General features: G+C 73.7%; 20 protein-coding genes and 1 pseudogene. 10 read left to right on the top strand and 11 right to left on the bottom strand.

What is annotated here, in order from left to right; genetic code table 11:
* The first annotated feature begins 249 nt into the window (after positions 1 to 249).
* The 6 genes from ACZ4QV_RS14315 to ACZ4QV_RS14340 all read left to right on the top strand — a co-directional run bounded on the left by ACZ4QV_RS14315 (position 250) and on the right by ACZ4QV_RS14340 (position 7,278).
* A complete protein-coding gene (locus ACZ4QV_RS14315) occupies positions 250 to 1,764 on the top strand; it encodes a CitMHS family transporter (RefSeq protein WP_361587359.1) in 1,515 nt (504 codons plus the stop codon).
* Between the two features lie 3 nt (positions 1,765 to 1,767).
* Positions 1,768 to 3,069 carry an MFS transporter gene (locus ACZ4QV_RS14320; protein WP_361616923.1) on the top strand — a complete coding sequence of 434 codons (1,302 nt, stop codon included), beginning with the start codon at positions 1,768 to 1,770 and terminating at the stop codon, positions 3,067 to 3,069.
* 71 nt (positions 3,070 to 3,140) lie between these two features.
* Positions 3,141 to 3,911, top strand: coding sequence for a class I SAM-dependent methyltransferase (locus tag ACZ4QV_RS14325; protein ID WP_361587357.1), 771 nt, complete (start codon positions 3,141 to 3,143; stop codon positions 3,909 to 3,911).
* 139 nt (positions 3,912 to 4,050) lie between these two features.
* Positions 4,051 to 5,469: an aldehyde dehydrogenase family protein gene (locus ACZ4QV_RS14330; RefSeq protein WP_361616920.1), complete on the top strand. Its 1,419-nt coding sequence runs from the start codon at positions 4,051 to 4,053 to the stop codon at positions 5,467 to 5,469.
* Between the two features lie 114 nt (positions 5,470 to 5,583).
* Positions 5,584 to 6,666 (top strand): Zn-dependent alcohol dehydrogenase, encoded by a 1,083-nt coding sequence (locus ACZ4QV_RS14335; protein ID WP_361587353.1) that lies wholly within the window; start codon positions 5,584 to 5,586, stop codon positions 6,664 to 6,666.
* A gap of 162 nt (positions 6,667 to 6,828) precedes the next feature.
* Positions 6,829 to 7,278, top strand: coding sequence for a hypothetical protein (locus ACZ4QV_RS14340; RefSeq protein WP_361587351.1), 450 nt, complete (start codon positions 6,829 to 6,831; stop codon positions 7,276 to 7,278).
* Here the strand turns inward: ACZ4QV_RS14340 and ACZ4QV_RS14345 are convergent.
* The gene (locus tag ACZ4QV_RS14345; RefSeq protein WP_361587349.1) at positions 7,275 to 8,285 is read right to left on the bottom strand and encodes an urea transporter; all 1,011 of its coding nucleotides are present in this window, start codon (positions 8,283 to 8,285) and stop codon (positions 7,275 to 7,277) included. The genes ACZ4QV_RS14340 and ACZ4QV_RS14345 overlap by 4 nt on opposite strands.
* Positions 8,286 to 8,369: 84 nt before the next feature.
* On the bottom strand, positions 8,370 to 9,017 hold the full coding sequence (locus ACZ4QV_RS14350; RefSeq protein WP_361587347.1) for a TetR/AcrR family transcriptional regulator: 648 nt from the start codon (positions 9,015 to 9,017) through the stop codon (positions 8,370 to 8,372).
* Between the two features lie 106 nt (positions 9,018 to 9,123).
* Here ACZ4QV_RS14350 and ACZ4QV_RS14355 point away from each other — a divergent pair, with 106 nt between their 5' ends.
* The 4 genes from ACZ4QV_RS14355 to soxR all read left to right on the top strand — a co-directional run bounded on the left by ACZ4QV_RS14355 (position 9,124) and on the right by soxR (position 12,428).
* Positions 9,124 to 10,275: an acyl-CoA dehydrogenase family protein gene (locus ACZ4QV_RS14355; protein ID WP_361154280.1), complete on the top strand. Its 1,152-nt coding sequence runs from the start codon at positions 9,124 to 9,126 to the stop codon at positions 10,273 to 10,275.
* A 112-nt stretch (positions 10,276 to 10,387) separates the two neighbouring features.
* Complete coding sequence (locus ACZ4QV_RS14360; protein ID WP_361587345.1) at positions 10,388 to 11,014, top strand: TetR/AcrR family transcriptional regulator; 627 nt, start codon at positions 10,388 to 10,390, stop codon at positions 11,012 to 11,014.
* Positions 11,015 to 11,217: 203 nt separating this feature from the next.
* Positions 11,218 to 11,679 (top strand): MaoC family dehydratase, encoded by a 462-nt coding sequence (locus tag ACZ4QV_RS14365; protein WP_361154275.1) that lies wholly within the window; start codon positions 11,218 to 11,220, stop codon positions 11,677 to 11,679.
* A gap of 101 nt (positions 11,680 to 11,780) precedes the next feature.
* On the top strand, positions 11,781 to 12,428 hold the full coding sequence (gene soxR / locus ACZ4QV_RS14370; RefSeq protein ID WP_361154273.1) for a redox-sensitive transcriptional activator SoxR: 648 nt from the start codon (positions 11,781 to 11,783) through the stop codon (positions 12,426 to 12,428).
* Positions 12,429 to 12,519: 91 nt separating this feature from the next.
* On the opposite strand, the gene ACZ4QV_RS14375 is transcribed toward soxR, so the two are convergent.
* The 9 genes and pseudogenes from ACZ4QV_RS14375 to ACZ4QV_RS14415 form a co-directional block, all read right to left on the bottom strand.
* Positions 12,520 to 13,962 (bottom strand): amidase, encoded by a 1,443-nt coding sequence (locus tag ACZ4QV_RS14375; protein WP_361587342.1) that lies wholly within the window; start codon positions 13,960 to 13,962, stop codon positions 12,520 to 12,522.
* Positions 13,963 to 14,040: 78 nt separating this feature from the next.
* Complete coding sequence (locus tag ACZ4QV_RS14380) at positions 14,041 to 14,154, bottom strand: MFS transporter small subunit (RefSeq protein ID WP_425274966.1); 114 nt, start codon at positions 14,152 to 14,154, stop codon at positions 14,041 to 14,043.
* Positions 14,151 to 15,530 carry an OFA family MFS transporter gene (locus ACZ4QV_RS14385; protein ID WP_361616918.1) on the bottom strand — a complete coding sequence of 460 codons (1,380 nt, stop codon included), beginning with the start codon at positions 15,528 to 15,530 and terminating at the stop codon, positions 14,151 to 14,153. Before ACZ4QV_RS14385 ends, ACZ4QV_RS14380 begins: the two co-directional genes overlap by 4 nt.
* A 178-nt stretch (positions 15,531 to 15,708) precedes the next feature.
* A pseudogene (locus tag ACZ4QV_RS14390) lies at positions 15,709 to 16,425 on the bottom strand (3-keto-5-aminohexanoate cleavage protein); the annotation flags it as partial.
* Positions 16,426 to 16,503: 78 nt separating this feature from the next.
* Positions 16,504 to 17,121: a hypothetical protein gene (locus ACZ4QV_RS14395; protein ID WP_361154262.1), complete on the bottom strand. Its 618-nt coding sequence runs from the start codon at positions 17,119 to 17,121 to the stop codon at positions 16,504 to 16,506.
* Between the two features lie 432 nt (positions 17,122 to 17,553).
* Positions 17,554 to 18,921, bottom strand: a complete 1,368-nt coding sequence (locus ACZ4QV_RS14400) for a serine-threonine protein kinase (protein ID WP_467762939.1) — start codon at positions 18,919 to 18,921, stop codon at positions 17,554 to 17,556.
* A gap of 233 nt (positions 18,922 to 19,154) precedes the next feature.
* Positions 19,155 to 20,399: an MFS transporter gene (locus tag ACZ4QV_RS14405; RefSeq protein ID WP_361616914.1), complete on the bottom strand. Its 1,245-nt coding sequence runs from the start codon at positions 20,397 to 20,399 to the stop codon at positions 19,155 to 19,157.
* 314 nt (positions 20,400 to 20,713) lie between these two features.
* On the bottom strand, positions 20,714 to 21,205 hold the full coding sequence (locus tag ACZ4QV_RS14410) for a hypothetical protein (protein WP_467762940.1): 492 nt from the start codon (positions 21,203 to 21,205) through the stop codon (positions 20,714 to 20,716).
* A 54-nt stretch (positions 21,206 to 21,259) separates the two neighbouring features.
* A complete protein-coding gene (locus tag ACZ4QV_RS14415; RefSeq protein WP_467762941.1) occupies positions 21,260 to 25,189 on the bottom strand; it encodes a polymorphic toxin-type HINT domain-containing protein in 3,930 nt (1,309 codons plus the stop codon).
* Positions 25,190 to 25,349 lie beyond the last annotated feature (160 nt).

Raw genomic sequence — 25,349 nt, forward strand, 5'->3', positions numbered from 1 at the left:
TCCTATGGAGGACCTTAGGATTGCGGGCCCGGCCCGTCAACGGAAACTCTCGGCCACCCGGCGGGAGCCGTGCGCGGTACCGGACCGGCGGCCCGCCGGGCGCCGGACCGGCCGGGCGAGCGCTCACACGCCTGGTGTTTTGCTCGTATTGCTCGCACGTCAAGACCTTGTTAACGAAAGTTTCGGCCACCTACCGTCGCCTCGACCGCCGTCCCGGGCGGTGTTCGAAGGCGAACGTGAGGTACCCCCATGCTGACAGTCCTCGGATTCGTCATGATCGCCACCTTCCTGGTGCTGATCATGACGAAGAAGATGTCGCCGATGGCAGCGCTCATCCTGATCCCCGCGCTCTTCTGCGTCCTGGTGGGCCAGGGGGCACACCTGGGCGAGTACGTCCTCAAGGGCGTGGGCGACCTGGCGCCGACCGCCGCGATGCTGATGTTCGCCATCATCTACTTCGGCGTGATGATCGACGTCGGGCTGTTCGACCCGGTCGTCCGGGGCATCCTGCGGTTCTGCAAGGCGGACCCGGTGCGGGTCGTGGTCGGCACCGCGCTGCTCGCCGCGATCGTCTCGCTCGACGGCGACGGCTCCACCACCTTCATGATCACGGTGTCCGCGCTCTACCCGCTCTACCGCCGCCTGAAGATGAGCCTGGTGGTCATGACGGGCGTCGCCGCCACCGCCAACGGGGTGATGAACACCGTCCCGTGGGGTGGCCCGACCGCGCGCGCCGCCACCGCCCTCAAGCTGGACGCCGGCGACATCTTCGTCCCCATGGTCCCGGCGCTGGCCACCGGCCTGGTGGCGGTCTTCCTGCTGGCGTACGTCCTCGGGCGCCGCGAGCGCAAGCGGCTCGGCCTGCTCACGCTCGACGACGCGGGCACCGCGACCGGGCGTACGCTGCCCGCACAGCCGGCCGGCGAGCCGGTGCTCGCCGCGGCGACCGGTGGCTTCGGGGCCCGCGTCCGTACGACCGTCCTGCGTACGGCGGCCCTGCGTACGGCCAAGGCGCGTCCCGCGGCGGCGGTCGGGGGCGGAAACGGCGGCACGGTTCCCGCGGAGCCCGCGACCGGCGCCGCGGCCTCCGGCACCGACGCCACGGCCCCCGGCGCCGACGACTTCCAGGGCCTGGACCCGCACCGCGCCACCCTGCGCCCCAAGCTCTACTGGTTCAACGCCGCCCTCACCGTCGCCCTGCTGGTCCTCCTCGTCCTGCAGACCCTGCCCATCCCGGTGCTCTTCCTGCTCGGCGCCGCCACCGCGCTCACCGTCAACTTCCCCCGCATGCCGGACCAGAAGGCCCGGATCGCCGCCCACGCCGAGAACGTCCTGAACGTCTCCGGCATGGTCTTCGCCGCCGCCGTCTTCACCGGCGTCCTCACCGGCACCGGCATGGTCGGACACATGGCCCGCTGGCTCGTGGACGGCATCCCGGACGCGCTCGGCCCGCACATGGGCATCGTCACCGGCGTCCTGAGCATCCCGCTCACGTACTTCATGTCCAACGACGGCTTCTACTTCGGCATCGTCCCGATCCTCGCCGAGGCGGGCGCCGCGCACGGCGTCGGCGCCCTGGAGATCGCCCGCGCCTCCCTCGTCGGCCAGGCCCTGCACATGTCCAGCCCGCTCGTCCCGGCCGTCTACGTCCTCGTCGGCATGGCGAAGGTGGAGTTCGGCGACCACACCCGCTTCACCGTGAAATGGGCGGTGCTGACCTCCCTGGTCGTCCTCGCGGCCGGCCTGCTGTACGGGATCATCTGACCCGTGGACGCCGCGACGCCCGGCCGGGGCTGGCTGCTGCGCCTGGTCATCACCTTCACCTTCGCCCAGGCCGCGGTGAGCATGGCCCGGCCCGCCGTCTCCTACCGGGCGCTCGCGCTCGGCGCCGACGAGCGGGCGGTCGGCGTGATCACGGCGGTGTACGCGCTGCTGCCGCTGCTGGTGGCCGTACCGCTCGGGCGCCGCACGGACCAGGGCCGCTGCGCCCCGCTGCTCGTCGCCGGCGTCGCGCTGATCACCGGCGGCTGCGCGCTCAGCGGCGTGGCGGGCTCGCTGCCCGCGATGGCCGCCTGGAGCGGGGTGATGGGCCTGGGCCACCTGTGCTTCGTCATCGGCGCCCAGTCCATCGTCGCCCGCCGCAGCGCCCCGGACGAACGTGACCGCAACTTCGGCCACTTCACGATCGGCGCCTCCCTCGGCCAGCTCGTCGGCCCGGCCGCCGCCGGGCTCGTCGTCTCCGGGCGTGCCGGCGCCATGGCGGCCACCAGCGCCACCGCGCTCCTGGCCGCGGGCGCCCTCGCCGCCTTCTCCTACCTGTCCCTGTGGCGCCTGGAACACCGCCCGGCCGCCGCCTCCGGGGCCACGCCTCCCGCCCGGGGCCGTACGGCGACGACGGAACGCACGCCCGTACGAAGCATCCTCGGCACCCGGGGCGTCGCGGCCGGCATCTTCATGAGCCTCGCGGTGCTCTCCGCGACCGACATCCTCACCGCCTACCTGCCCGTCATCGGCGAGGACCGGGGCATCGCGCCCGCCACCGTCGGGCTGCTGCTCAGCCTGCGCGCGGCGGCCACGGTCGCCTGCCGGCTGGTCATGACGCCCATGATCCGGCTTCTCGGACGCACCGCCCTGATGGCGGGCAGCTGCGCCCTCGCGGGCCTGCTCTGCGCCGGGCTGACCCTGCCCGTGCCGGTCTGGGCGCTGGCCGTGATGCTCGGCGCCCTCGGCTTCTGCCTAGGCGTCGGCCAGCCGCTGTCCATGACCACGGTCGTCCAGGCGGCTCCCGCGGCGGCCCGCAGCACGGCACTCGCCCTGCGTCTGACCGGCAACCGGCTCGGCCAGGTCGCGGCACCCGCCACGGCGGGCCTGCTGGCCGGACTGGCCGGTACCGCGGCGCCCTTCGCGCTGCTCGGCGTCCTGCTCCTGGCCTCGGCAGCCGTGGCCGCCCGCCCGGCGCGCGGGACGTCGGAGCCCGTACGTCCCGAGAGGCCGTCAGCGCCCCCAAGAGCACCGGCGGTTCCCCGGAGCCCGCCCGCCGCAGGCGACGAATCCCGTGCCAACCGGTGAAGGCCCGCACCACCCGGCGAAAGCCCGCGCCACCCGGTGAAGAACCGCACCCGCCGCACTATCGTGGCCCCATGCCGGACCCGCCGTTGGCACGGTTCTTCGACCAGCTCGCCCCGACGTACGACCTGCTGTACCCGGACTGGTCGGCCGCCGTGGCCCAGCAGGGCCGTGCCCTCGACGGCCACCTGCGCGCCGCGCTCGGCGACCGGACGCACCGGGTCCTGGACTGCGCCTGCGGCATCGGCACGCAGGCCCTCGGGCTGGCCGCGGCCGGGCACGCCGTCACCGGCACGGATCTGAGCCCGGTCGCGGCGGGCCGCGCCACGGCCGAGGCGGCCGCCCGCGGCCTGCACCTGCCGACCGCCGCCGCCGACATGCGGAACCTCCCGTTCCGCGACGCCTTCTTCGACGCGGTGGTGTGCGCGGACAACTCCCTGGCGCACCTCATCACCCCCGAGTCGGTGCGCGCGGCCCTCGGCTCCATGCGGCGGGTGCTGCGCCCCGGCGGTCAGCTCCTGCTCGGCATGCGCGCCTACGAGGAAGCGCGCAGCGAACGCCGCGAGGTGCTGCCGGCCCGCGTCACCCGCACTCCCGACGGCGGCCGGGCCGTCACGCTCCAACTGTGGGAGTGGCACGACGACGGCGAGCACTACGACTTCGACCTCATCCAGTTGCTGCCGCGCGGCGCCTCCTGGGAGGTGCGCAGCCGGCGGGCGACCTCCTGGGCGCTGACCCGGGACCAGGTCAGCGCCTTCGTCTCGGCCGCCGGTTTCGTGCGCCTGGTCTGGCACGAGCCGGAGGACGGCGGCTACTTCCAGCCGCTGCTGACGGCCCGCCGCTGAGACCCGGGCCCCGGGTGCGGACCGGTGGCTTCCGGTATGGCCGGTAAGGGGGCTGGCGCCGAAAAACTACCACCGCTAGTTTGGCCCGGCGAGTACTTTCGGGCTCACGGGACAGCAGCAGGCACGGGAGGGTGACGACGTGAAGCAGCGTGACGCCATGTACATCGACGGGAGCTGGCGGCCCGCCGCCGGGCCGGACACCATCGCCGTCGTCAACCCGGCCGACGAACGGATCATCGGCACCGTCCCCGCCGGGACCGCTCAGGACGTGGACACCGCGGTACGGGCCGCCCGCGCCGCCCTGCCCGGCTGGGCCCGCACCGCGCCCGCCGAACGCGCCGCCCGGCTGACCGCGCTGCGCGACCAGCTCGCCGGGCGCGCGCAGGAGATCGCCGAGACCATCACCGCCGAGCTGGGCGCGCCGCTGGCGTTCAGCAGGGCGGTGCAGGCCGCCGTCCCGGTCATGGTGGCCGGCTCGTACGCCGAGCTGGCCGCCTCGTACGCCTTCGAGGAGAAGATCGGCACCTCCACCGTCCTGCACGAACCGGTCGGTGTGGTCGGCGCCATCACCCCCTGGAACTACCCCCTGCACCAGATCGTCGCCAAGGTGGCCCCGGCGCTCGCCGCGGGCTGCACGGTCGTCCTCAAGCCCGCCGAGGACACCCCGCTGACCGCCCAGCTCTTCGCCGAGTGCGTGGACGCGGCGGGCGTGCCGGCCGGCGTCTTCAACCTCGTCACCGGGCGCGGCCCGGTCGCGGGCCAGGCACTCGCCGAGCACCCGGACGTCGACCTGGTCTCCTTCACCGGATCGACCGCCGTGGGCAAGAAGGTCGGCGCCATCGCCGGCGCCGCCGTCAAGCGCTGCGCCCTCGAACTCGGCGGCAAGTCCGCCAACGTGGTGCTGCCCAGCGCCGACCTCGGCAAGGCCGTCGGCGTCAACATCGCCAACGTCATGGCCAACTCCGGACAGACGTGCAGCGCCTGGACCCGGCTGCTGGTCCCCGCCGACCGGTACGACGAGGCCCTGGAACTGGCCGCGGCGGCCATCGCCAAGTACGTGCCGGGCGACCCGCTGGACGGCGCCAGCCGCCTCGGCCCGGTCGTCAGCGCCACCCAGCGCGACCGCGTCCGCGGCTACATCGAGCGCGGCATCGAGGAGGGCGCCCGGGTCGTCGCGGGCGGCCCGGACGCCCCCGAAGGCCGCGAGCGGGGCTACTACGTCCGCCCGACCCTCTTCGCCGACGTCACACCCGGCATGACCATCGCCCAGGAGGAGATCTTCGGCCCGGTCGTCGCGGTCCTGCCGTACGCGGACGAGGAGGAGGCCGTACGGATCGCCAACGGCACGGTCTACGGCCTGGCCGGCGCGGTCTGGGCCGGCGACGAGGACGAGGCGGTCGCCTTCGCGCGGCGCCTGGACACCGGCCAGGTCGACATCAACGGCGGGCGCTTCAACCCGCTCGCGCCGTTCGGCGGCTACAAGCAGTCCGGCATCGGCCGGGAACTGGGCCCGCACGGCCTGAGCGAGTACCTCCAGACCAAGTCCCTCCAGCTCTGAGCACGGCGGGCCCGGACGGCCACCCGGGCCCGCCGTACCCGCCCCGTGCCCGTACCTGTACCGCCCCGTACCCGTACGCACCTGTACGCCCACCGACCAGGGAGCCACCTCCGCATGACCCGTGCCGCCGTACTGACCGCCGTGGGCGCCCCGCTGGAGGTCGCCGAGATCGAACTGCCCGGGCCCGGCCCTGGCCAGGTGCGCATCCGCCTGGCGGCGGCCGGGGTCTGCCACTCCGACCTGTCGCTGTCCGACGGGACCCTGCGGCAGCCCGCGCCCGCCGTCCTCGGGCACGAGGGGGCGGGCACCGTCACCGCCGTCGGCGCGGGCGTCGACACCCTCGCCCCCGGCGACCAGGTCGTCCTGAACTGGGCCCCCGCCTGCGGGAACTGCCACTTCTGCGGGCTGGCCGAGCCCTGGCTGTGCGCCGACGCCGGAAAGGCGGCGGGCATCCCGTACGCCAAGCTCGCCGCCGACGGCAGCGACCTCTACCCCGGCCTCGGCACCGCGGTCTTCGCCGAGGAGACGGTCGTCCCGGCCCGCGCGGCGCTGCCCCTGCCGTCCGGTGTGCCGCTCACCGACGCGGCACTGCTGGGCTGCGCCGTGCTGACCGGCTGGGGCGCCGTGCACCACAGCGCGCGGGTACGGGCGGGGGAGTCGGTGGCGGTGTTCGGCGTGGGCGGTGTGGGCCTGTCCACCCTCCAGGCCGCGCGGATCGCGGGGGCGGACACGATCGTGGCCGTGGACGTGTCCCCGGCCAAGGAAGAACTGGCCCGCGCCGCGGGCGCCACCGCCTTCCTCGTCGCCTCCGACGACACCGCCAAACGCATCCGCGAACTCACCGGCGGACATGGCGCGGACGTCGCGATCGAGTGCGTGGGCCGGGCGGACACCATCCGTACGGCCTGGTCGTCCACCCGGCGCGGCGGACGCACCACCGTCGTCGGCATCGGTGGCCGGGACCAGCAGGTCACCTTCTCCGCCCTGGAACTCTTCCACTTCGGCCGTACGCTCTCCGGCTGCGTCTACGGCAACAGCGACCCGGCCGCCGACCTGCCCCGCATCGCCGAACACGTCCGCAGCGGCGCACTCGACCTGTCCGCCATGGTCACCGAGCACATCGCCCTCGACGGCATCCCCGCCGCCTTCCAGGCGATGCGGGAGGGCAGGGGAGGCCGCGCTCTGATCGTCTTCTGACCCGGCGCCATACCGCGTTCCGGCCCGGCGCCACACCGCGCCGGACCGGCGGGCACCGGTTCCATGACCCGGGAGGTCATTGAGGCGCCGCCCCGATGACGGCATCGTCGTCTCGACCGGGCCGCCACCGGCCGGACCCGCCCACGCCAGGAGGAGACGCCTATGAGCACGGCGACGACCACGACCGGCACTCCCGCCCGCCCCGCTGCGGCGGCCGGTGCGGGCCTGCTGCGCAAGGTCCTGCGGATCGACAGTTGGAGCACCGCCGCGTTCGGTGTCTTCATGCTCGCCGGCGGCACACCGCTCAGCGCCCCGCTCGGCCTGCCGACCGCCTGGTCCCTGCCGATCGGCGTCGCCATGCTGGGCGGCGCCGCGGCCCTCGCCCTGATCGCCGGCTACCCGCGCATCCCGGCCGGCCCGGCCGCCGCGGTCGTCGCGGGCAACACCCTCTCCTTCGTGGCGATGCTGCTCCTCACCTCCTCCGGCCTGCTGCCGCTCACCGCCCTGGGCACCGTGTTCCTGGCGGTCGGCGCGGTGGTGGTGGCGGTGTTCGCGGTGCTGGAGTACGTGGGGCTGCGGCGGTACGTGGCTGCGGAGGCGCAACAGTTCTAGGGGGTGTCCTGTGTGGCAGACGCCGGTGCGCCGGCTTTTGACAGGCGCGAAAACGCCGGCGCCGCCGCCAGGAAGGTGAGGGTGACCAGGACGAACGGCCAGGTGAAGGCGTGGCCTCCGGAGGGGGCGGTGAGGGCGGTCAGGGCCGGGGTCAGTGCGGTCGCGGTGGCCGCTCCCGTCACCGCGTACGCCGCGGTCCGGCGGCCGGCCGGCAGGAACACCCCGCACAGTGCCATCGCGACCAGCACCGCGTTGTAGCCCGCCGCGCCGGAGGCGATCTGCGCTGCCGGGGCGCCCAGAGCCCAGGCGGTGGCGGTCCCGGTCGCGCTGCCGACGACCGCCATCGCGCCCGCCGTACGGTTCGCGACGAAGATGCCGGCGAGGAAGAGGGCGCCGACGTACCACTGCGGCATGAAGAAGATCTGGGCGGCGTTGGCGAACAGCCCGTGCCACAGGTCGGTGAACGACAGCGCGGTCGGCGGGCCGGCCGGCTGGGGGAGGGCCGCCGGGGGTGCGGCCTGGTGCCAGAGGCGGGTGAAACCCGGTGCCGCGAGGGTCAGCGCGCTCGCCACCAGGCAGAACGGGAGGGTGAGAGTGGGCAGTTGCCGGCTTCCCAGGACGCGCGCGACGGCGGCGGTGACGACCGTGACGAGCACGCTGCCGCCCACCGCGAGCAGGGCGGTGGACAGGTGTCCGGCGCCGAGGAAGACGGCTGAACCGACGGCCACCAGGCAGGCGTTGAAGCCTTCGAGTCCGGCGGTGATCCGTGCGCGGTCCACGCCGAGCAGGTGCGCCGTGGCGGTGCCCGTCGCGGCGCCGAGGAGTCCGTACAGGCCGTACGCCCAGCCCGCGGCGAACAGCGCGAGGGAGAAGACCGCGCCGGTGACCGCGCTGGGCAGGAAGTCGACCTGGGCCTGGCCGCGCAGGACGTGGCGGAGGTAACGGGGGCCGGGGTGCCGGGACCAGGGGGCGGCCCCGTCCCGCAGCGTGGCGATCGGGTCTCGCACGTCGTCTCCCCTCAGGCACCCGGAGCGCGCCGTCGGGCCGTACGCGCTCCGCACCGGGACCACCCGGGCGGATGTACCTTACAGCTACCTGTGCGGGGGCGGGCCGGATCGCGGGTGCCGCAGCGCGAGCCCGTCGACCAGGGCCAGCAGGCCCGTCTCGAACGCCCCCTCGTCGACCCGCTGCTGATGCTCGGCGAGCAGGTGGGCCTGGCCCAGGTGCGGGTAGTCGGCCGGGTCGTAGGCGCTCGGGTCGTCCACGAAACCGCGGGCGAAGGAGCCCAGCGCGGAACCCGCGACGAAGTACCGGACCATGGCGCAGATCCGGGTCGCCTGGGCCGGTGGCCAGCCGGCCTCCACCATGCCGCCGAAGGCCGCGTCGGCCATCTTCAGGCCGGCCGGGCGACGGCCGGGGCCCTGGGCGAGGAACGGGACGATGTTGGGGTGCGCGGCGAGCGCCGCGCGGTAGGAGCGGGCCCAGGCCAGCAGGCCGGTCCGCCAGTCCGCGCCCGCGGCGAGGGCCGAGACGTCCACCTCGGCGACCACCTTGTCGGCGACCGCGTCCAGGATCCCGTCCTTGGTCGTGAAGTGGTTGTACAGGGACGGCCCGCTGACGCCCAGTTCGGCGGCCAGCCGCCGGGTGGACAGGGCGGCCAGGCCCTCCGTGTCGATGAGCGAGAGCGCGGTGGTGACGATGCGTTCCCGGCTCAGGAGGGGCTTGCGGGGTCGGGCCATGCCGCACATAGTAGAGGCTGCCACTCAAAAACTAGCAGTGGTAGTTAATGAGTCGTCCGGCTGTTCCGGGCCGTCCGGCTGCCGTCACCCTCCCCAAGGGGTCTTGATGAACCTGGAGCTCAGCGCGGAGCAGGCTGCCGCCCGGCAACTCGCCGCGGACTTCGTCGACCGCGAGATCACACCGCACGCCGCCGCCTGGGACCGCGCCGAACGCGTCGACCGGGGCATCGTGAAGAAGCTCGGCGAGGTCGGCTTCCTCGGCCTGACGGTCCCCGAGGAGTACGGCGGCTCCGGCGGCGACCACCTCACCTACGCGCTGGTGACCGAGGAACTGGGCCGCGGCGACTCCGCGGTGCGCGGCATCGTCTCCGTGTCCCTGGGCCTGGTCGCCAAGACGGTCGCGGCCTGGGGCAGTGAGGCGCAGAAGCGGCGGTGGCTGCCGCCGCTGACCTCCGGTGAGGCCATCGGCTGCTTCGGCCTGACCGAGCCCGGCACCGGATCGGACGCCGGCAACCTGGCCACCCGCGCCGTGCGGGACGGTGACTCCTACGTCGTCGACGGCAGCAAGATGTTCATCACCAACGGCACCTGGGCCGACGTGGTGCTGCTCTTCGCGCGTACCGGCGACGCCCCCGGCCACAAGGGGATCAGCGCCTTCCTCGTCCCCACGGACACGCCGGGTCTGGAGCGCCGGGAGATCCACGGCAAGCTGGGGCTGCGCGGCCAGGCCACCGCCGAACTGGTGCTGCGGGACGTGCGGGTGCCCGCCGACGCCCTGCTGGCCCCGGAGGGGAAAGGTTTCTCCGTTGCGATGTCGGCGCTGGCCAAGGGCCGGATGTCGGTCGCCGCCGGCTGTGTGGGCATCGCACAGGCCGCACTGGACGCCGCCGTCGGTCACGCCACGGAACGCGAGCAGTTCGGCCGGACCATCGCCCACCACCAACTGGTGCAGGAGCTGATCACCGACATCGCCGTCGACGTGGACGCCGCGCGCCTGCTGACCTGGCGGGTCGCCGATCTGATCGACCGCGGCGAACCGTTCGCCACCGAGGCGTCCAAGGCGAAGCTGTTCGCCTCCGAGGCGGCGGTACGCGCCGCGAACAACGCGCTCCAGGTCTTCGGCGGCTACGGCTACATCGACGAGTACCCGGTCGGCAAGCTCTTGCGCGACGCCCGGGTGATGACCCTGTACGAGGGCACCAGCCAGATCCAGAAGCTGGTCATCGGGCGGGCCCTCACCGGGGTGTCGGCGTTCTGACCGCGAGGTCCGCACGCCCCGCCCCGGCGGTTCTAAGCGCTTGCTCACCGGCGGGGTAAGGTGTTCGGTCCGTCGCGGATGGTCCGCGGGGGACCGAGGATCGGGGTGCGCGATGGTCACGGAGGCGGAGCAGGCGGACGGCTCGGCGGAGGACTGGGCCGACGTGTCCCCGGAAGCGGCCCGCCGTCTGGTCCGTGCCGCCGTCGAGGCGTTCGCCGAGCGCGGCTACCACGCCACCACCACCCGCGACATCGCGGGCCGGGCCGGCATGAGCCCCGCCGCGCTCTACATCCACTACAGGACCAAGGAGGAACTGCTCTTCCGGATCAGCGGCATCGGCCACGAGAAGGCCCTGCGGATCATGGAGGAGGCGGCCGGCGCCGACGGCGGCCCCGCCGAGCGGCTCGCCGCCGCCGTCCGCGCCTTCGCGTGCTGGCACGCCCGGCACCACACCACCGCCCGGGTCATCCAGTACGAGCTGCAGGCGCTGAGCGAGGAGCACTACGCGCACGTGGCCGGCCTGCGGCGGCGTACCGACCGTTCACTGCGCGGCATCCTGCAGGACGGTGCCGACGCCGGGGAGTTCACGGTCGGCGACGTGCCGGGCACGACGCTCGCGGTGCTGTCGCTGTGTGTGGACGTGGCCCGCTGGTTCTCGGCCGAGGGCGCCCGTACGCCCGAGGAGGTGGGCGAGCTGTACGCCGGGCTGGTGCTGCGGATGGTCGGTGCGCGGCCGTAGGGCCGGGTCCGGTGGGCGGGGCCGGTGAGGGCGGCCTCGGTGGGAGCGGGTGCGCCGGGGCGGGGACGGAACGGGCGGCCGGGGCCGTGGGGGCCGGAGGGCATTGACACGGGAGGGCTCGCCGCACATGCTGAGCAAGCGCTTAGTCGGTGGCGGGCCGATGGCACGGCCCGCGTCTGCGGAGCCTGAGGAGGCATACGGACATGGCAGAGCCCCGGGTGTTCGGCTCGCTCGACGCACTGCGGAACGCGGTCGGCGAGGACCTCGGCACCAGTGACTGGCTGGAGATCGACCAGAAGCGGATCGATCTGTTCGCCGACGCCACCGGCGACCACCAGTGGATCCACGTCGACCCGGAGCGGGCCGCGGCCGGGCCGTTCGGCACCACCATCGCGCACGGCTATCTCACACTGGCGCTGCTGCCCGCCCTCGTACCGCAGCTACTGCGGGTCGACAACGTCAAGATGGGCATCAACTACGGCGTCGACAAGGTCCGCTTCCCCGCTCCGGTCCCGGTCGGCTCACGGGTGCGGGCGACGGCCCGTATCGCGGGCGTGACGGAGGTGTCCGGCGGTGTGCAGCTCGCGACGACGGTGACCGTCGAGCGTGAGGGCGGCGAGAAGCCGGTCTGCGTCGCGGAGACGCTCAGCCGCTTCTACCTCTGACCCGGTGCCGGCCGCCGCGCCGCCGCCGGCCGGGCGCCCGCGCCGCCCGTGGCCGGGCGCATCCCCGCAGCCCCGGGCCTGCCCACGGTTAGGGTTGTGCCGTGCCCCAGCTTCCTTACAAGGTCCACGAGCTCACGGTCGGCCAGCTCTCCGCGCGGAGCGGCGCGGCGGTCTCCGCCCTGCACTTCTACGAGTCCAAGGGACTGATCAGCAGCACCCGGACCGCGGGCAACCAGCGCCGCTACACCCGCGACGCGCTGCGCCGGGTCGCGTTCGTCCGTGCCGCCCAGCGGGTCGGCATCCCGCTCGCCGTCATCCGCGACGCGCTCGCCGAACTGCCCGACGAACGCACGCCCAACCGGGACGACTGGGCCCGGCTCTCCGAGGTCTGGCGCGAGGAGTTGGAGGAGCGCATCACCCAGCTCGTCGAGCTGCGCGACCGGCTGACCGACTGCATCGGCTGCGGCTGCCTGTCCCTCCAGAACTGCGCGCTGTCGAACCCGTACGACGAACTCGGCGAGCAGGGCCCGGGTGCGCGGCGGCTGCGTGTGGACCGGACCGGCGGGCCGTCCCGGGGGCGCGGTGGCGCGTCCGGGAGCGGGGCGGGGGAGGGGCGCCGGGACGGCGGCCGGAGTGGCGGTCGGAGTGGCGGTCGGGGTGGCGGGACGCAAGAGTCCGGTACGGCGGGTGGGGGCGGCGTGGCCGGTACGGCCGGCGCGCGGGACGGGGACCGCTGCGCGCGCCGCTGAGGCTCACCGCACCCCGGGTCACCGTGCCCCGGAGCACCGCACCCCGGGGCACCACATCCCGGCCACCGCACTCCGGGTCACCGCACCCGGATCACCACACCTCGGGCTTGCGGCCCGCCCACGGCCGCGCCTCCTCCAACTGCGCGGAGAGCGCGACGAGCGTCGCGTCCTCCCCGTACCGCCCGCCGAGCATGACACCGATCGGCAGGCCCGCCGCGTTCCAGTGCAGCGGAATGCTCACCGCGGGCTGCCCGGTGGCGTTGTACAGCGGCGTGTACGGGGTGAAGGCGCCGACGGCGGCGAACTCGGCCTGCGGGTCAGCGTCGTTGCGCAGCTCACCGACGCGCGGCGGCGGCTGGGCGACCGTCGGGGTCAGCACCACGTCGAAACCGCCGTCCCGCGGCATCACCTGATCGGCGAACAACTGCCCCAGCATCCGGAAGGCGTACAGCGCACGCGCGTACTCGACCGCCGGGATCTCCGCGCCACGCGCCCGCAGATAGCGGGTCAGCGGCATCAGGTCCGCCTCGTCCTGCGGCGGCACCGGACGGCCGGCGGCGATCACCGACCAGACGCGGGTGAAGGCGAGCCGGGAGCTGTCGTCGGCGGGCAGTGTCAGCGCGTCGACCTGGTGGCCGAGGTCCGTGAGGAGCGCGGCCGTCTCCGTGACGGCGGCCCGGCAGTCCGGGTGCACCTCGGTACCGGGGAAGGGCACGTCGGTCAGCCAGCCGATGCGCAGCCGTCCCGGGTCGCGCCCGGCGTACGCGGTGTACGTCTCGCCCGGCGGCAGCGCGGGGGCCGCGTACGGGTCGCCGGGCATCGGGCCGGCCATCGCGTCCAGCAGCGCGGCGGCGTCCGCGACCGTGCGGGCCAGCGGGCCCGAGGTGCCCACGCCCGTCACGTCGTGGAGCAGCGGCCCCGAACTGATCAGCCCGCGGCTCGGCTTGATGCCGTAGAGGCCGCAGACCGAGGCCGGGATGCGGATGGAGCCGCCGCCGTCGCTGCCGTGCGCCACGGGGGCCAGCCCGCCGGCCACCGCGGCGGCGGCGCCGCCGCTCGAACCGCCCGCCGAACGCTCCAGGTCCCACGGGGTGCGGGCGGGCGGTGCGAGGAGGTTCTCGGTGTAGCAGGGCAGGCCGAACTCGGGGGTGTTGGTCTTGCCGAGCAGGATCGTGCCGGCCCGGCGCAGCTTGGTGACGACATGGTCGTCCATCTGAGCCACCTGGCCGGCCAGCGTCCGTGACCCCATCGTGCAGCGCACACCGGCGACCTGGTTCAGGTCCTTGACCGGTACGGGCACGCCGTGCAGCGGCGGCAGCTCCCGGCCCTCGCGGCGCGCGGCGGAGGCCGCGGCCTCCGCGTCCGCCGCCTGTTTGCGGGCGAGGTCGGGGGTACGGGTGAGGAACGCGCCGAGTGTGGCGTCCAGTTCCTCGGCGCGGGCGAGGTAGTGCTCGGTGATCTCGACGGGGGACAGCTCGCCGGTCCGCACCCCCGCGGCCTGCTCCAGAGCGGTCAGGTCGTGCAGTTCTGCCATGGACGTCCGCCTTCGCGTGTGCCGGTGGTCAGTGCCGGGACTCGGTGTTTTCCGGTCCGGTGGAGGTCGTGCGTGGCCTCATCCCGTGAAGAGTTGTCTCAGTTTCAGGGCCAGTTCGTAAAGGCCGTACCCGAACGGCAGGCCCACCCACAGCCAGGCCAGGACGAGCAGGGCGGTACGGCGGGCGGTCACGGAGCGGCTCCCTTCGGCGCGGTGGGCGCGGTGTCCGCCGGCCGGGGCGCGGCGGGCGGCGGTTCGTGGTGCCGGGGATGCACGGGCCGCACCAGCTCGTTGGCGGCGAACCCGACGACGAGCAGACCGATCATGATGAAGAAGGACGTCGTGTACAGGTCGGAGCCGGTGTGCCCGGCCGAGCGGCGCGCGTCGGCGACGGCGTTGACGATCAGCGGCCCCAGGACGCCCGCGGTGGACCAGGCGGTGAGCAGCCGGCCGTGGATCGCTCCCACCTGGTACGTGCCGAACAGGTCCCTCAGGTAGGCCGGTACGGTGGCGAACCCGCCGCCGTAGAACGACAGGATGACGGCCGCACACGCGATGAACAGCGGTGTGGACGCGTCGCCTGCCAGCGCGATCAGCAGGTACGTCAGCGCGCCGGCGCCCAGGTAGAGGCGGTAGACGTGCTTGCGGCCCACCAGGTCCGAGGTGGCCGACCAGACGATCCGGCCGAGCATGTTGGCGAGCGAGAGCAGCCCGACGAAACCCGCGGCGGCCGACGCGCTCACCGGCGCGGAGCCGCGGGCGAAGAAGTCGGAGACCATCGGCGCGGCCTTCTCCAGGATGCCGATCCCCGCCGTGACATTCGTGCACAGCACCACCCACAGACACCAGAACTGCGGAGTCCGAACGGCGTTACGGGCCGAGACCTGCGCGGTGGTGACCAGCGGGCGGGGCGCGGCCGCCGCCCGGCCCGCACCGGGGGTGTGCGGGCCGGTGGGCGGAACCCGTACCAGCAGCACGCCGAGCGTCATGAAGACGGCGTACGCCAGCCCCATGACGAGGAACGTACGGGCGATGCCGGAGGAGTCCCGGCCCAGGGTGTCCAGCAGCCCGGCGGACCACGGTGAGGCGATCAGGGCACCGCCGCCGAAGCCCATGATGGCGATGCCGGTGGCCGTGCCGGGCCGGTCGGGAAACCACTTCAGGAGCGTCGAGACGGGGGAGATGTACCCGATGCCCAGGCCGATGCCGCCGATGAGGCCGTAGCCGAGGACGACGAGCCAGTACTGCCGGGTGGCCGCGCCGAGCGCCGCCACCAGGAAGCCCGAGGAGAAGCAGACGGCCGAGACGGACATCGCCCAGCGCGGGCCGTTGCGCTCGACGAGGGTGCCGCCGAACGCGGCGGACAGCCCCAGCATCACGATGGCCAGTTGGAAGGGCAGCGCGGAGGCCGTGCCGGACAGCCCGAGCGAGGATTCCAAGGGCGGCTTGAACACGCTCCAGGCATACGCCTGGCCGATGGCGAGGTGGATGGACAGCGCAGCGGGCGGCACGAGCCAGCGGCTCCACCCCGGCGGCGCGACGGTACGGGAACGGGCGGGCGCGCGCATGACGCGGAACGTACATCGTTCACCTACCCCGGGGAAGAGTGCCGCGGCCACCGGGACCTGCGTCGTTCCCGCAGGAAAGCGCCCTGCCCGCTCCGGCGTCTCTGCCTGCTCCGGCTCCTCCGGCTTCTCCGGCGCGCACGCCGTCGCCGCTCCCGCCCGCCGTACCGCACTCCGACGGCGCCCGCGCCAACTCCCGCAGCGCCGCCCGCACCAGCTCCGCGTTGGAGGCCGCGGGCGAACCGTCCGGCAGCAGCAAGGTGTCCTCGACGCCGATACGGGTGGCCAGGCCCAGCTCACCGGCGAGCCGCAGCACCGGCCAGGCCCCGCCGTCCTCGCCGTGCAGCAGCACCGGGCGGCCGTGCGCGCCGTACGCGTCCAGCGCGCGCAGCAGGCCGCGCGCCGTCTCCCGCGCCGAAGCGCCCGGGTCCATGACCTCGGCCAGCACCCGCAGCACCCGCGGCCCCAGCGGCGAGACCGCGAAACGCTCCGCGCCGTCCGTACCCGACCAGATGCCCGCCTCGACGCCGACACCGCGCTCCAGCAGAGCGGCGGCGACCGCCTCGGCGCCCGGCTCGTGCCAGTTCACCGAGGCGTGGTCGGGCAGCACCGGCCAGGCCCGTACCCAGGCCACCCGGCGCTCCGGGTCCGGCTCGGCCCACGCGCCGGTGGTGACCCCCACCGGCACGTCCACCACGGCACGTACCGCCTCCAGCACCGGCGTCAGCACACCGGGCGTGAGGGACTCCCGTCCGCACGGCGACCTGGGGTGGACGTGGATGTCCCGGGCGCCGGCCGCGACCGCCTTCCCCGCGGCATCGGCCAGCTCCTCCGGGACCATCGGCACCACCCCGGAACCGGCGGCGTCCCGAGAGCCGTTGAGGCATACCTGCACCATGCCCACGAGCATGACAGCAGGGTCTGACAACGGGTTCCGTCGGCGGGGCGGCCGCCCCGCGTCCCCGGCCCGCCCGGCTCAGGCCGCCACGTACAGCCGCCGCACGCGTGAGGACTCCCGCGCCTCCGCCAGCGCCTCACGGGTCAGCACCGAGAGCGGTGCCACGATCCCGCACTCCTGGCACACCGGCCCGGCCACCGGGAAACGTTCGAGGTCCGCACGCCACACGAAGTGCCGCGTACCGCACACCGGGCAGCCGGACCGCGGCGTGCCGGACTCCATCGCCCGGATCATGCTGCGCAGCACCGCGGCCAGCGGCGCCGCCGGATGCCGGTGGGGCGCCTCGCACGGCACGATGTCACAGCCGCCCCAGGTACGCCGGTGCCAGTCGTCGAGCGCGCTGGGCTGCCGGATGCCGTCGTGCTTCTCGCGGCGCCGACGGGCCGCGAACTCCTTCTCGTACCCGAGCCAGACGGCGCGGGCCTCCTCCAGTTCCTCCAGCGCGGCCATCAGCCGCGCCGGGTCGGGTTCGCGGTCCTCGGTCGCGATGCCCGCCCTGGTGCACAGATGGTGCCAGGTCGCGCGATGCCCGTACGGGGCGAAGCGTTCCAGGCACTTGCGCAAGGCCGTACGCCGCTGCGTGGCGACGAGACGGGGGTTGCGCACCTGTTCTGCGAGAGCTCTGAAACCGGCCAATTCATCCCACCTCCGTGGGGAGGACCCGACTGGACAGGGAATGGACGTAGCGGACCGCCCGCCGGATCCATCGAACTGTCTTGCGGATACGTGGTGGCGACACGTGCGCCGCACCGGAGGCGCCACTCGCTCCCGATGCCCCCCGCGGCGCTCAGCGCGCCTCGTGTGCATCATCCACCGTACATCTGTGGGGATTTGAGAAAGTTAAGGTCGTCCGCCTTCCGGCTGCGGCGCGCTACCGGCAGCCCGTACGAGAGATGCGCCGGTGACTGCTGGTACCCGCACCGCGGCCGTCGATCCGCCCCGCGGCCGACTTGGCTGCTTCCGGTCCGGCACGGTCCGGAGCCGATCGTCGCCCGGACGGAACCGGACGGTGGACACGCGCATCGGAACGGAACCCGACAGGCCCCTTCCGCGCCGCCCGCCCCCGCCCTACTTCGTCACCACCCGCCCGGCGGTGAGGACCACGTGTGCCAGTTCCCCGTGGCAGACGTCGCTGTGCGCGCCGGCCGGCGGCGGACCGTCGCGGACCACCGAGGACGCGTCGATGCTCACACAGCCCTCACCGGGCACCGCGGCGCCCAGCTTCAGCCGCCGGGCGCCGTCCACGGCCTGGATGCCGTCGTGGCCGACCGCGCCCCACCGGTCGAACAGGCCCTGGAAGCTCGCCGAGTCGCCGGAGAGCCGGGAGGCCAGCGGGTACAGCATGCTCAGCGCCGAGTCGTGCCGCGAGTAACAGGACACCACCGGGCCGTCCACCCGCCGCTGCACCCCTTGCAGTGCCCCGCCCCGGCCCGGGTCGTGCGGCAGCCGGGCGGCGAACGCGTAGTGCGAGAACGCCCCTTGCAGCAGCGTCACGGACTTCACCCCGGTGACGCCGGGCGGCATACCGCGCAGCCCGTACGACACCAGGCGGGCGCCGAAACTGTGCCCGACCAGATGGATGCGCGTACCCGGCGCGCCCTCGACCAGCCGGCCGAGCGCCGGGCCCAGCCCCAGCTGGCCCACCACGCCCGCGCGCCGCTTCATCGCGTAGTACGCCGTCTGCCGCAGGAACTCCTTGGCCCCGTTCCACAGCCGCTTCAGCCCGTCACCGAACAGCTCCTGGTGGCCGCACTTCTCCAGCGCCGCCGTGAAGATCTCGCACACGGCCATCGGGTCGTCGGTGAGCATCGCGGGCGTGCCGGTCCCCATGTCCTCGGCCAGCCGGTGCGCCGGGCTGTTCTCGCGGACCGTCACCAGTTCGCGGCCGAGGCGGGCGAACTCGTCGAACGCGGAACGGGCCGCCGACCGCTCGGCGAGCAGCTCCTGGAGGCGCCGCAACGTCAGCTCCCGGCCGGGGAAGACACGCGTCAGCGCGCGCAGCGACGCGTCGTCCAGCACCGGCGGCCCGGCCGCGCCGGTGGCACCGGCCACTCCGGCCGCACCAGTGACTCCCGCGTCCCCGGTGGCTGCGGACGGCCCCGCCGCCACCGGGTCGAAGTCCGGAATGGGCTCGTCCGTGAAACGCATCGCGGGCCAGCTCACACCGGTGTAGCCGAGCCGTACCCCGGCCCCCGCCATACCGGGGAACGGGGCGAAGAACCGCCCGTACAGGCGCCTGGCCATCGACCGGTCGTTGTTCCAGCCGTGCGCGAACACCAGCAGGTCGGTGACGCGCTGCCGCGCCACCCCGGCCACCAGCCGGTCACGCTGCCCGGCGTCCGGATCGCCGTCGGCGTCGAACGTCAGCTCCCAGTACGGCTGTACGCCGATGTCCCCGGCCGCCGCTGTGCCGGAACCGCCCGCTGCATCCGTCATGACGACCCCCTGAGCGGCGCGCCGGTCCACGCTGCCGGGCCGGAGTTGCGAAGCCGCGCCGCGGTGTGCAGCGCATCGTCCTGCGGGCAGGCGGATCCGGCCATACGCCACGCATGGCCCGTTCTCGGCAGTCGGCGCCCGGCGCGGGCCGCGCGCCCCTCCCGCTCCCGGCAGCCGACTCTCGCCCCCGGCTGCCGAGGCCGCGCGGAAATCCGCCGGCCCCGCCCGCCCCCTCAGCCCAGCTCCCGCTCCCGTGTCTCCGGCAGCGCCAGCACGCACACCAGCGACACCAGCGCCATCGCCGTCACGTACCACCCCACCGAGTCCGACCCGAAGGCCGCCTGCAACCGGGTCGCCACCAGCGGCGAGACCGCGCCGCCCAGCACCCCGCCCAGGTTGTACGCCAGCGAGGCGCCCGAATACCGCACCGTCGTACCGAACAGCTCCGGCAGATACGCGCCCATCGGGCCGTACACCACACCCATGCAGAACAGCGCCCCGCCGATCGCCACCGCGATCAGCACCGGCTGCCCGGTGTCCAGCAGCGGGAAGAGGATCAGTCCCCAGACCGCCGAGAGAGCCGTCCCGGTGAGGACCAGCTTGCGCCGCCCGACGCCGTCCGAGCGGGTGGCGGCGAGCCAGGTGCCGGCCGCCAGGAAGAGGCAGGCGACGAGGGAGAGGCCGAGCATGGTGTTGCGCGAGACACCGAGCGTGCCGGTGGCGTACGCCAGGCAGTACGTCGTCGCGGTGTAGAACAGCCCGTACGCGATGATCATGCCGCCCGCGCCGAGCAGCAGCTCGCGCGGATGCCGGCGCACGACGTCCAGCACGGGCACCCGGCTGGCCTCGTGCGCGTCCATCACCTTCGCGAACACCGGCGTCTCGCTGATCTTCAGCCGTACGAACAGCCCCACCCCGACCAGCAGGAACGACAGCAGGAACGGCACCCGCCAGCCCCACGACCGGAACGCGCCGTCGTCCAGCACCGACGACAGCAACCAGAACACCCCGGTCGCCGCGAAGAACCCCACCGAAGGCCCGACCTGCGGGAACGCCGCATACAGCCCGCGCCGCCTCTTCGGCGCGTGCTCCACCGCCAGCAGCGCGGCCCCGCCCCACTCCCCGCCCAGCCCGATCCCCTGGAGGAACCGCAGCAGGATCAGCAGCAACGGCGCCCATACCCCGAGCGTCCCGTACCCCGGCAACAGCCCGACCAGCGCCGTCGACAGCCCCATCAGCAACAACGAGGCCACCAGCACGGACTTCCGCCCCACCCGGTCCCCGAAGTGCCCGAACACCACCGACCCGATCGGCCGCGCCGCGAACGCCACCGCATAGGTGGAGAACGACGCGAGGGTGGCGTTGACCGGGTCGAGCGTCGGAAAGAACGCCTGGTTGAGGACGAGCGCTGCGGCCGTCCCGTAGATGTAGAAGTCGTAGAACTCGATGGCCGTCCCGATGAACGAGGCCACGGCCACCCGGCGGAGGCTCTCCGGACCGGTGCCGGGTCCGGTTTCCTCGCCGCTTCCGGGGCGGCCCTCCGCCCCGCTGGAGGGCGCTTTCGTCGCTGGTCTCGCGTCACTGTGCACGAAGCGCACTTTCACGCCGGGTCCGCAGTGAGTCAAGGGGTGGGACGGTTTGTCTTGATGACCGAGACGGGTTGCGGGCGATCCGGTCCCGGCCCGCGCCCTGCCGGATGCGGCCGCGTACGCCGAAGTCCGCCGTTCCCCGGGGAACGGCGGACTTCGAAGGACCATCGGCCCGGCACGGCAGGGGCCGGGCCGTCAGTTCGTCACCTCCAGTCGCGGAACGGGCTCAGTCCGGCGATCTCCGGGCACACGCTCTGCAAGCCGGCCGCCACGTCGTGGGCCAGCTTGTCGAACATGGCCTCGATGGTCGCGCGCTCGTGCAGCTCGGTGCCGGGGTCCGGGACCCAGGAGGTCCGGGAGACGCACCGCAGCTCCACCGCGCTGCCGGACGGGGCGAACGTGATGCTCCGCTCCACCCCTTGTGAGTAGAGGTCGATCTCGCACTCCACACCCCGGCGCAGACCGTCCCGGACGTCGGGGAGCTGTTCGAGGAGGGTGGACATGTCGTACTCGACGTCGAAGTCCCACTCCTCGGTCCCGAACCCGCCGATGCTGAACCGGTAGCCCGCCTCCGCCAGCAGTCCGCTGGCGGTCATGGCCAGGTACTCGTAGTCGTCGGCATCCTCGATCTCGACGTCGGCGCAGGCGCGCCGGTCCTGCGCCTCGGGTGCGCTCAGCGCGCAGTGGAACGGCATCGGTGGCCTTTCTCTTCATGGTGGTGCGTCCGCACCGGTTGTCGCCCTCTCAGGCTACGAGGACAGGATGGGGTAGGCGGTCTTGTAGAGACCGTTCTTGCTGGGCACCAGCACCGCCCACTTGGCGACCTTCGTCGTGCCGTCCTCGAAGACGACCTCGCCGAGACCGTCGGGAATGCGCACGCCCCGGGGGCCCGCGTCGGCGAGCCAGGCGCCCTTCATGAATTCCGCCGCCGCGTCGTTGTTGATCCAGCGGCCCTGCGGCTCGCCCTTCTTGCGGGCGCGGTCCGCGAGCTGTTTGACGCTCTTGCCGTGGTCCGAGAACGTGTGCCCGAAGGTCTTCGAGCTCTTGGCGGACCAGTTGACGCAACCCGAGTTGTGCACGAGGACGGGAACGCCGCCCGCGACCGCGTAATAGGTGTGGAGGTCGCTGACGGACAGGTTGAGGACCCGCTGGTGTGCTGACCAGGCCCGGACGGCCGTCACCTTGGCCAGGGCGCCGGACGGGGTGCGCAGCCGGGAGCCCGGCCGCAGCTCGCCGGCGTCGACCCAGTCGTGCCGGTCCTGCACCCAGAACGGGTGGCCGGCGGTCGCCGTGAGGGCACCGACGGACCTGCCATGACCGGTCCCGGACTCGACGGTGATCCGCACCAGGTTCTTGGTGCCCTCACCCACGATGACCCGGTCGACCGGCCGGGCCAGCGTCCTGCCGGTCACGGGATCGGTGGCAAGGACCATGTCGCCGGCCTTGACGCGTCCGATGGGCCTGGTGGAACCGTCACCCGTCACCACGGGGGTCTCCGGGGTGAAGCTGTTGGGCGCACACGCCTTCGCGCCCTTACCCACCCGGCCCTTCAGGGCGTCGATGAACTCCTCGCCCTTGCGCAGTCCCTTCTTGCCCCACTTGCCGAACTTGACCGCCGAGGCGCCGTAACCGGCCCCGGGAACGGCCGAGGCGCAGGAGAGACCGGCCTCGACGGCGTCACCCTCCGCGCCGTACCAGGCGCAGTTCGCGAGGTCGGCCAGTTCGCCCGCCCCGGGGAACAGGCCGGCGACGTCCAGCGCGAAGTGGCCGGTACCGGAGACGAGGCCCCAGAAGTCCGGCTCGTCCTCCTCTTCCTCGTCATCCTCCTTCGCCGCGTCCCGGACGGCCTTCTCGACCTGCTCCTTGACCTTCCGGGCTTCCGCGGCGCGCCGCTTGGCCTCGTCCTCCTTGCGCTTCTTGGCGACGTACACCGCGAAGGCTTCCTTGCCGGCCTGCCTGGCCGCCTCGGAGTCCTTGCCCGCGGCTTCCGCGGAGGCGCGGGCCTGGTTGGCGGAGGCCCAGGCCGCCTCGGCGGAACCCCGCGCGTGGTCGGCGGAGTTCGCGGCGAGGGAGGCGGATGCCTGCGCCTCACGGGCCGCGCGCCGGGCATCGGCCTCGGCCGCACGTGCCTGTTTGGCGGATTCGGCGGCCTGGCGGGCGGAGGCTTCGGCGCTCTCGGCGGACTTCTTCGCCTGGTCGGCGTACTTCCGGGCCTCGGTGGCGGATGCCTGGGCCTGCTTCTTGTACTCCTCGGCCTTGTCCGCTGCCTTGCGGGCCCGGGCGGCCTGCTCACCCGCGAGGTGGGCGTTCTGCTGGGCGGTGGCCGCGACGGCGGCGGCCCCGGCGATCAGGCGCTCGATCTGAGCACTGTGCGTGGCGGCGAGGTGGTCCTTGCGCTGGGCCATGGACTGCCCGGACTCAAGGAACGCGTGCAGCAGCCGCGGCGGTCCCGACAGGGCGATCTTCGCCGCCGCCTGGACCTCGGGGCCCCCGCTGCTGATCAGTTGCAGGGCGGTGACCCGCTCGTCGGCGTTCCTGGCGGTGTACTGGCCCTTGTCGAGGAACTCCACCAGCTTCCCGGGGGAGCCGTCGTTGAGCGCGGCCTTGGCGGCCTCCTTGACCTGGGGGCCGCCGGCGCTGTTGATCCGCAGCACCTGGACCCGGTACTCACTGACGGCGGCCTGGTACTGGCCGGTGTTCAGGAAGGCGCTGATCGTTTTGGCGTCACCGGACAGCGCCTCTTCGGCGGCCTGCCGCACCCCGCCCGACAGGCCGTCGTCGGCCAGGCGCGCGACCCGGGCGTAATCGTCCTGCTGGACGGCCTCCCGCCAGCCGCTCCGCACGTACTCGACCACGGCTCCGTCCGAGCCGGCCAGCGCCGCCTGGGCCGCCGCCTGGCTCCACGGCCCACGGGTCTTGAGAGCTCGCAGGGCCACCTTGCGGCCCTTGGCGACGACCTCCTCTACGGGGGTGCCGGGCTTGGCGGCCTCGGTCGCCAGGGCATCGGCCTCGTCGTTGAGGGCCTTGAACTCCTCGGCAGCGGCGGCCTCGTCGGCCGTGCGGCGTTCGTCCTCCTCCTTGAGGTCCTTGGCCTTCTCGACGGATTCCGCGGTGCGGCCGGCCAGGTCCTCCGCCTCGGCCTGCTGAGCCAGTTCGTGAGCGGTACGGGCCTGCTTGACCGCGTCGGTCGCGGTCTCGGCGGCGGTTCTGGCGGCCTTGGCGTGCGCTTCGGCCTGGTCGGCGGCCTTGTCGGCTTCGACGGCGTGCTCGGCGGCTTCCTTGGCGGCGGCGGCTGCCCGCTCGGCGTGGTCGGCTGCCTTGTTGGCGGCGTCGCGTGCCCGGTAGGCGGCGGCAGCGGAGCGCTGGGCCAGGGCGGAGGCGGCGTTGGCGGCGCGGGTGGCCTCGGCGGCATGCCGGCGGGCCTGGCCGGCGGCGGCGCGTGCCTCGCCGGAGGCGATTCCGGCGGCGTCGGCGTAACCGCTGGCCTGGGTGGCCGCGGTCGCAGCGGCGTCGGCTTTGGCACCGGCGCTCAGGGCGGCCGAGGCGGCCTTGCCGGCCTCGGTGGCGGCCACGCCCGCCTGTTCGGCGGCCTTGGCTGCCTTCTTGGCGCCCTTGGCGGCGTCGCGGGCCGTCTCGGCGGCCTTGCGGGCCGCGCCGGCCTTGGAGGCGTCAGCGGCGGCGCCGGCGGCGGCGCTGTTGGCCTGGGCGGCGGCGTTGGCGGCACCGGCCGCCGCGGCGGCGGCGCGGGAGGCGGCGTTGGCGGCGACCCGGGCCGAGGCGTTGGCCCGGGCGGCTGCGCTGATGGCCTGCTGGGCGGCGCGCGCCGCGCCGCGGGCGGCCTCGGCGGCCTCGTTGGCGGCGGTCGCCGCCTCGATGCTGTTCTTCTTGGCGGCCGCGCTTTCCCGGGCGGCCTTCTGCGCGGCCTTCTTGGCCTGCTCGGAGGCTCTCACCGCGCGGTCGGAGGCCTCTTTGGCGGCGTCGGTCTCGCGCTTGGCGCGGACGCCGGCCTGCTGGGCCTGTTCGGCCAGCTGCTCGATGCCGGCCTGTTCCTGATCGCGGGCGGCGGCCACGTCCTGGCCGACGTCGAGGAACTCCTTGATGTCGTCGGCGGTGCCGGACAGAGCGACTTTGGCAGCTTCCTTGGTGGCCGGGCCGCCGGTGCTCAGGATCTGCAGGACCTGGACGCGGTCGTCGGCCCGTTCCGCGGTGGCGCGTCCGCCGTTGACGAAAGCCGCGACGTCCTCAGGGGTTCCGTTGAGTGCGGTCTTGCCGGCCTCCTGGACGTTGTTGCCGCCGGCGCTGATGGCCTGCAGCGCCTGCACCCGCTGGTCGGCCGCCAGGGGCTTCTCCCAGCCGTCCTTGAGGAAGGCTTCCAGCTCTTGGCGGGTGCCGCTCAGGGCCTGCGCGGCCGCTGTCTGGACGTTGGCGCCGCCCAGGGAGTGGATCTGGAGTCCCTCCAGACGGTCGTCCTGGGCTTCGGCGCGTATGCGTACGTCGGTCAGGAACCGCTGTACGTCGTCGTCGGAGCCGAGCAGAGCGGCTTCGGCGGCCGCTTTGACCCCGGGGCCGCCGGACTTCCAGAACTCGACGATCCGGCCGCGGTCGGTGTTCGGGACCGCGCTCGGCCGGCCGTCGGCGCCGTCCGCGAGGGCGGGCGTGATCGAAAGGGAACCGGCCACGAGCGCCAGGGGAACAGCGCCCAGAATCGCCACGCGCGATGCGTGCGACCACTTTTTCTTCACCTTCGATACGAAGGTTTTGTGTCTCACCTAAGGTGCCTCTCTTGCTTGTTGCGCCCTTCCGGGCGCAGTGGGGCGCGGTGAGCATAACCGTTGGGAA

This window comes from Streptomyces sp. NPDC026394 (assembly GCF_055567735.1).